This is a genomic window from Undibacterium sp. Di27W (genome assembly GCF_049340345.1).
Lineage (GTDB): Bacteria > Pseudomonadota > Gammaproteobacteria > Burkholderiales > Burkholderiaceae_D > Undibacterium.
Window position 1 is genome coordinate 1 of sequence record NZ_JBMPOS010000042.1, and the last position, 7,108, is coordinate 7,108.

Genomic DNA, 7,108 nt, shown 5'->3' on the forward strand with positions numbered 1-7,108 from the left:
GTTGCATTTTTTAAGCGGCAGCATCTGCTGCCGCTGGTCATTGTTTTGTAGACTGCGTTTATTTCGATGCTGCGCTGGCAGCGGCAGAGGCGCCTGCTACTTTCGCTTCTTTTTTGCCATGCTTGACATGTTTTTCATGTTTGGCTGGCTTGGCTTCTGGTGTGGAAGCTGACTTGCTGTCTGCTGCGGGTGTCGCTGCAACTGTGCTGGCAGATGCAGAAGCGGCTACCACTTTGGCTGCTGGTGCAGGTTTGGCGACACTGGCGGCGACTGCTGCAGAAGCTGGTTTGGCTGCTGTCGTTGCAGAAGCACTCGCTGGTGTCTGTGCAAATGCGCTACCCATAACAACTGTGGAAGCGATGATGGCGATGATGGCGATGATCAGTTTGTTCATGATATTTATCCTATTCGTGTTTGGGTTGCTTGCTCAGTTTTGTATTTCGTTTTGCGTTTCGTAGTCAGTCTACGTAAGCCAAGAACGCCGCCCGCAGACATTGCGTTGACGCAAAAAACCACACAGCAGGGGGCTTAGTGTTGTTGTTCTAAATGGCGTGTGGCTTGTCAACCGATTGCTATGTTGGCGCGTTACGCGCGTAGGATTTAAAAAAACAAGACCTCTCACCACAGTCTTGTAGGGTGCGTTACAACGCACCATGCCAAAGCCCCATATTTTTCTACATTGCGTGAGCACGAAACGGTGCGTTATAACGCACCCTACTTTCTGTCCAGGATGGATGCGCATATTGCACATGCGTCTCTGTGTCTCTGTAGTGAGATACTTGGAACGGTGCGCATGGCGCACCCTACCTGTGGCGCATTTGTAGGGTGCGCCGTGCGCACCGTATCCCAAGGCCAGGCTTGCTGGCTACCTCTTGAACCATGCGCTATTGACCAGCGTAGGGATGCTGATCGGGTCCCAGACGGCGCCGCCTTCGTTTTGTGTGGTCAGCACCGGGGCAAAACCGGGTTCGCGCAGCATGAACAGGCGGTTGAAGTTGTCAAAGCCGCGCGACATGATGCCTGTGGGCGTATGTTCCAGGTCAAAAGTATGGCCCAGTTCATGCAGGCTCGCACCCATGCCGGTGGCACATTGTGCCCAGTAAGTTTCACGATTGCCGCTATCATCCGGCAAGACGAGTGCGTCGATTTTTTTGGCATTGCCAAAGCTGGCTGACAATTGATCGAGGCTGGCTGGGCAGGCATACAGATGCAGTGAGCCAAAGATGCCGAGATTGCCGCCACCCAGCGCGGCATGGCCTACAATTTTGCCATTCTGGTAGCTGGAAAATCCCATGGTGACCATGTTCTTGAAATTGCTGGAAGCTGGTTCGGCTTGCAGTGCATTGGCAATGGCCTGGTAGATTTCATTATCGGTTTTTGCATACAGTTGCGCGCGCGTCAGTGGCAGGCGCAAGGTGCTGATAATGGGTTTGCCATAGCCATCTTCCACCAGGGCATAGGTGACACGCTGGCTGGCCCCTTTGTAGAGCATTTCAGCAGTGGCAGATTGCATCAGCAGGGCTTGCAGGGCGATGCGGGTCTTGGCGTCTTCCATGCTGTTGGGCATGCCAGCTTCGGCGACAAAGCGACCGTCGTCATCGGCAGCGATGGCATACATCATCCTGACTTTTTTTGGATTGTCAGCGGCGACATAATTGATGCGGATATTGCCGCTTTGGCCGCCAGCGCTAAAGCTGATATCGTTGGCGCCCACATGCAGGGGGATAACGGCCTTGAAATTGCCTTCGACGACATCGGCCACATAGACTTTTTCTGTGGTCGTGATGCTGACGCTCTTGACTTCGCTGCTGACAGTGCCAGCCAGTATCGGCAATGAGTAGCGAATGGTGTCATTGTCCTTGAAGTTGCTGACATTGATGCTGGCGGGTTTGCTGGGTTTGACGGGCTGTACTGGTTCTGGCTTGGGCGCTGTCGTGGCCTCGCCGGAAGAACCGCCGCAGCCCGCCAGCAAGGCCAGCAGGCTGGCGACCAGAACGGCGTGTATGCCGTGACGATAGTGTGCCGGCAAGTCTGCTACGCTCTGCTCATCGAGGTGATGTGAATGTGTTTTGTTGTTATGCATGGTGATGCTGCCTTCTTTGTTTCAGATAATAAAAAAATATGCGTGGATACGGGATCAGGATTTGACATGTACGCGCGGGTCCTGGTCGACCTTCCACAGGAAATCGAAGATGGTCCTGGTGGCGATGGCGGCAGGGCCAAAGTGCACGCTGGCCCAGGTATCCGTGGTTTTGTGATAAGTCGGGATATTCTGTATCGTGCCAAATACGCGGTTGTTGATGCCGATTTTGCCGAAAGGGCCAGCGTCATAAGAGAAAGTGTTTTTCTTCTCGGGCGGATACTCGTGTGAATATTCATCACTGTCATCATCGCTGTCGTTATAGACTTCCTGATACCAGGTGTTGGCATATTCATCGAGCCTGGCTTGCGAGTAGGTGTTCCACTTGTCAAAGCCCAGACCTATCATGTCTATGCTGATCATGAGCACGATATTCTTGTTTGGCGCACCAGGCACAGGGTGGGCCACATGGTACATGGAACCCATTTCATGCTGTTCTTCTGCGCCATAGGCAATGAACATCAGGGTGCGTTTGTTGGCGATATTGCGGGCCTTGAGCTGGGTGAAGGCGCGGGCCAGTTCCATGGTTGATGCCAGGCCAGATAAATCATCATTGGCGCCGGGATAATGGATGCCATCTGGCGTGCGGCCCAGATGGTCGCGGTGGCCGCTGATGATGATGACTTCCCTGGACAAAACCGGGTCAGTACCCGGCAATATGCCGATGATATTACTGCTGGCCATGCGTTCGCCAAACAGCGGGTTTTCAGGATTGCCATGGCTCTCGCCATCCGGCTCGACGATGGTAGTTTGGAAGCGCTGTAAATAGCTGTCGCCAAAGGCGGGCTGCAAGCCTATGGCCCTGAATTCATTGACGAGATAGTCTTCTGCCAGCTGGTCACCGGTAGTGCCAGGCAGGCGGCCTTCATATTTTGCGCTGGCCAGTTCGCGCACCAGCTCACTCATTCTTTGCGCGCTGATGGCAGGGCTTTGCTGTACTTTTGCCGGGCTGGGTGGGGCTATTTTGTCATAGCCAGCGCCGTCACTTGTGCTATTGCCAGAACTGCCGCCGCAGGCAATCAGCCCCAGTGCCAGGGCAGTGGCCAGCAGGAGGAATGTGCTGCACTTGACGACTGTATCGTGGATTTTCTTCATCTTAACCTTAACTTCTTACTTTTTGATGATGTGTATGATTTTTTGTGCACCAAAGAGCGGTGCACAAAAAAAGCTGGCGCTGCTTAACATCTGATGTATGTCATTGCAGCCCGGCGACTGCCACTTCAGCGTAACAAGGCCCAGTTCTGAGCATTGCTGGCATTGCATTCCCACAATTGCACGCGGGTGCCATCTTCTGTATGGGCGTTTTCTACATCCAGGCATTTGCCGGCGATGCCGCGTAACTCACCTTTGGCATGCGTCCAGCGCTGGGCATTGGTGCCATTGCATTGATGGAGTTGTATGCGTGTGCCATTGGCAGTATTGGCATTGTCCACGTCCAGGCATTTGCCTGCGGGGCCACGTACTTCACCCGTGCGCTGGTTGTAATTCCACTGCTGCGCTGCTGTGCCATTGCATTCCCAGATTTGCACACTGGCGCCATCTTGGGTATTGCCTTGATCGACATCGAGGCACTTGCCCGCAATGCCGCGGAGCTCTGCCGCCTGGACAGTGGCTGGTGCGCCGATGACATAGGTGGCCATAAAGGAGAAGGCGACCATGATGGCTTGCTTTTTGATTGCTTGCTTGTTCATTGTTTCAACTTTCTTGTGACGACAGCTGCCTTGCCTGTCTTTGTGCGCATTGCTTGCTGCCCGCTGTTCTGACCGAGCGCGCACGCACCTTGCCATCTGCCGGCGCGGTGAACGCAGGCATGCGACAGTGATGGCATGGCAGACACGATGTGGTCTGGCAGGGCGGCAAGCAAATGCATACAAATGCATACGTTGCGGCTGTATAAGGTGCATCGTTAAAAATGGGCTGGCCTGTTGGCATGCAGCCCGTCTGATTTTCAGCGGGACAAGATCAGTGTCCCGCTTGAAATGGCGCGAGTGCGCTCATGCAATAAGTTGGCGGATAATAGTACTTACCGAAACTTAACATTGCATTAACAAACTATAGCACATAATGTGATAAAAAAGGCATGTATAAAAGTTATCAATTTTCGTGTTCTGCTCATGTTTTTACAGATTGTTGATGCAGGCCAATATTGAATTAATACCAGCTCAATATCGTTTTTTTCAGCACGACAGAAGCAGTGAAATCATCATCTTTGCTATAAATCCAGTGCTGCTTCAATACCAGTTCCATGAGGCAATGGCGTTTAATTTTTTTCGCCATTGCCAGTTTTTTTTTCTTGCGGATGTTTATGGCGTCTTGCTGATCAAGACCTTGGGGTTCTTACTGATGCCATTCCATCCCTTGGGGGTGTCGAGCAACTCTATTTTGCTGATGGTTTTTGCCGCACTGACATTCAGGCCTGACATCCTGAAGCTGTCGTTCTCCCTGGGGTTCAGATAGCTGGCCGGGGTGGGGCCACTGGGGTCACCCGCTGGGCGCTTGCCTTGCTGCAGCAAGAAGTGCTGGACACTGCCATCATGAAAGCTGACACGCAAAGTAAAATCGCAACCGGTCTGATTGCAATAGCTGAAATACTTGCCTGTCTCAGGATGGATTTCTGCCAACTGGCTGGCATTGGTCGGATCGACATAACGGCGCAGATTGCCGCTATAGGCTGGTGGTACAGGATAGATCTGCGCTACCTTAGCTGTATTTGCCAGACTATAGGTCCAGATAATGGTGCGCACAGGCACGTTTCTCACGGTAGGGAAGCCATTGTCAAAGCCATTGATGTCGGCATCGATATCGGTGAGCGGCGTATAGCCTACCCGTTTTTTGTCTATGCTGTCCCAGCGGCTGTAACCACTAGGAAATTTGCTATCGACATAAATCTTGCCACCCTGGTACTGGTGTTTGCCCTCGCTGTCCAGCGTGGTCTTGCCCTCAAAAAAGTTTTGTATCAGGCCAGCATGGAAGTCAGAAAACAGGGCGAAGTGATCCCCCCTGGCCTGGTCGCCATCGCCACCCTGCATGGGGTCTTGCCTGACGCAGCGACCAAGGCTGTCCTTGATGCGTTCTGGGTCGTTCAGGCAGGCATCGGCATAGTTTTCGGCACTGCGTGGTACCAGCGTACTGAGGAATTTTTTACGCACGCTGTCATAGCCCCAGGCCGAGCCCAGCAAGCTGCCCGCCACATAAGGATAGGTGCCTTCGGCATAGGCTTCACCTGCATGGGCCATGCCAAAACCATGGCCCACTTCATGGATGTAAGCATCTCTGAAGAGATGGTCGGCGGTGGCATGGGTAGCACCACCCAGGCCGCCCCCGGTTTCGGCAAACTGGCCATCGGCACCCAGCATCAGCAAGGGGGCATACATCTGGTTGGCCGTGCTGGTTTCGCCATTGGCGACTTGCAAGGCTTCCAGCACCAGCAAGGCCGAGTTCATGATGGCATAGCCCTCTTTTTGCTGGTCCTTGTTATCGACCCTGTAGGCAGTATCAGTGCCATTCGGGGCGATGATGATATAGGGCCAGTCCAGCCTGGTTACAGGGTGGTTTTTGGCATTCAGGCGCGACACAGGCCACTTGGCATACATCTCCTGGTAAGTCGGCTGATCAGGGTTGCCCGTCACTGCATAGGGAAAAGTATTGGCATCATTGGCACCAAACAAATACATGGGCACTATCCACATATCCAGATCCGTATCCGAACCCACCTCAGGTTTCTTGAAATCACTGGGTGCGAAATTGTCAGCCACTACCCGCAAGGCCACGCCTGGCAAGACCATCCTGGCGGGCAAGACTGCACTGTAGAGATTGCTGGCATAAGCGCTGCCGCCATCTTCGGTAGGTGGCAATTTGTCTGGCGTGGCCAGGCTGATTTGCCCCAGCTTTTGATTATTCAGCCAGGCTTCCAGCACCGGGTTTTGCGGGGCGCTGCTTTTCAGGTCCACCATCACCAGGGTGTCGCGCTGGCCGGTCAGGTGCAGGCTGCCCATCTCTTCCCCATTGGCGGTTTTCCATTGCAAACCGGCTTCGGGCAAGACATGGGTTTGCGCAAATTGCATAGGCCCCAGGTTCAAGGTCGCACCCGGTGGCGGCCCCGCTGGCAGACTGGCCCCAGAACGCCCTTGCTCAGCACTGCTACCGCCACCACAGGCACTCAACAACAGGCCCGCTACTGCCACCGCAACTGTGCCCAGCACAGGGTATTGCTTACTCATAGAGACTCCATTTGTAGTGATAAGCGCTTTCCCGACGGCAGGCAGCACATGGCTGACATTTTCAATGTGACACTGCAGTCAAATTAGCTGAATAAGTACGATACATAACGCTACAGTATGTTACGTGTAAATTGGAAACGAATCCAAAATTATTAAAATAATATCATAAGTACATTCAGACTAGACCAAAAGTATCGTATTACTGTCCGGGTTTGCCTGGAATTTCCTGGGGGAAATTGGAAATTCAGGGTGGGGGTGGGATGCGGGGCGCTTTTAACACACCATGATCAAGACCAAAAATCTCATCACGGAGACACAGAGACACGACGAGTTGGTTTTCGTAGGAGCGGCTTCAGCCGCGAAGCCCGTGTAGGTGTGATTAGCGCAGCGTAATCGTACGCATGGTGACCGTCATTTTTCATTCTGCTTGAAAAGCACGGCAGTTTTGTAGGGTGCGTTATAACGCACCATGTCGGGAGAAAATGCGTGGCGTGATGCGCAAGGCGGTGCGTTGCAACGCACCCTACTGGCTGTCGGTATTTTTTTGCAGATCATTCGCAGACGAAAAGCATAAGACCTGAAAACTCACCACAGAGACACAGAGTCACAGAGAAAAGCATGAGCCCGTGTAGGTACGATTAGATTCTATGGTTCCCGTCAAGTTTTTATCGAGATGAGATCAGAATTAAAATCAACGCTGTTCTTGAACAGGCTAAAAGCAACTCGCAATATTTTACGTGCGATGATC

General features: G+C 52.9%; 6 protein-coding genes. All 6 read right to left on the bottom strand.

The genetic code is table 11. The features are described from left to right. Positions 1-58: 58 nt before the first annotated feature. The 6 genes from ACO0LF_RS30865 to ACO0LF_RS30890 all read right to left on the bottom strand — a co-directional run bounded on the left by ACO0LF_RS30865 (position 59) and on the right by ACO0LF_RS30890 (position 6,360). The gene (locus tag ACO0LF_RS30865; RefSeq protein WP_423021163.1) at positions 59-394 is read right to left on the bottom strand and encodes a hypothetical protein; all 336 of its coding nucleotides are present in this window, start codon (positions 392-394) and stop codon (positions 59-61) included. A gap of 471 nt (positions 395-865) precedes the next feature. Beyond that, positions 866-2,083 carry a hypothetical protein gene (locus ACO0LF_RS30870; RefSeq protein WP_423021165.1) on the bottom strand — a complete coding sequence of 406 codons (1,218 nt, stop codon included), beginning with the start codon at positions 2,081-2,083 and terminating at the stop codon, positions 866-868. A 54-nt stretch (positions 2,084-2,137) separates the two neighbouring features. Beyond that, on the bottom strand, positions 2,138-3,235 hold the full coding sequence (locus tag ACO0LF_RS30875; protein WP_423021167.1) for a M28 family metallopeptidase: 1,098 nt from the start codon (positions 3,233-3,235) through the stop codon (positions 2,138-2,140). A 125-nt stretch (positions 3,236-3,360) separates the two neighbouring features. Next, entirely contained in the window at positions 3,361-3,831 is a 471-nt protein-coding gene (locus ACO0LF_RS30880) for a ricin-type beta-trefoil lectin domain protein (protein ID WP_423021169.1), read from the bottom strand. A 460-nt stretch (positions 3,832-4,291) separates the two neighbouring features. Beyond that, positions 4,292-4,417: a hypothetical protein gene (locus ACO0LF_RS30885; RefSeq protein ID WP_423021171.1), complete on the bottom strand. Its 126-nt coding sequence runs from the start codon at positions 4,415-4,417 to the stop codon at positions 4,292-4,294. Positions 4,418-4,443: 26 nt separating this feature from the next. Further along, positions 4,444-6,360, bottom strand: a complete 1,917-nt coding sequence (locus ACO0LF_RS30890; protein WP_423021173.1) for a M66 family metalloprotease — start codon at positions 6,358-6,360, stop codon at positions 4,444-4,446. Between the last annotated feature and the right edge of the window lie 748 nt (positions 6,361-7,108).

What these genes read in the sequence shown, in the direction of transcription:
- ACO0LF_RS30865 (WP_423021163.1), bottom strand. Translation starts at nt 394, where the DNA reads ATGAACAAACTGATCATCGCCATCATCGCCATCATCGCTTCCACAGTT.
- ACO0LF_RS30870 (WP_423021165.1), bottom strand. Translation starts at nt 2,083, where the DNA reads ATGCATAACAACAAAACACATTCACATCACCTCGATGAGCAGAGCGTA.
- ACO0LF_RS30875 (WP_423021167.1), bottom strand. Translation starts at nt 3,235, where the DNA reads ATGAAGAAAATCCACGATACAGTCGTCAAGTGCAGCACATTCCTCCTG.
- ACO0LF_RS30880 (WP_423021169.1), bottom strand. Translation starts at nt 3,831, where the DNA reads ATGAACAAGCAAGCAATCAAAAAGCAAGCCATCATGGTCGCCTTCTCC.
- ACO0LF_RS30885 (WP_423021171.1), bottom strand. Translation starts at nt 4,417, where the DNA reads ATGGCGAAAAAAATTAAACGCCATTGCCTCATGGAACTGGTATTGAAG.
- ACO0LF_RS30890 (WP_423021173.1), bottom strand. Translation starts at nt 6,360, where the DNA reads ATGAGTAAGCAATACCCTGTGCTGGGCACAGTTGCGGTGGCAGTAGCG.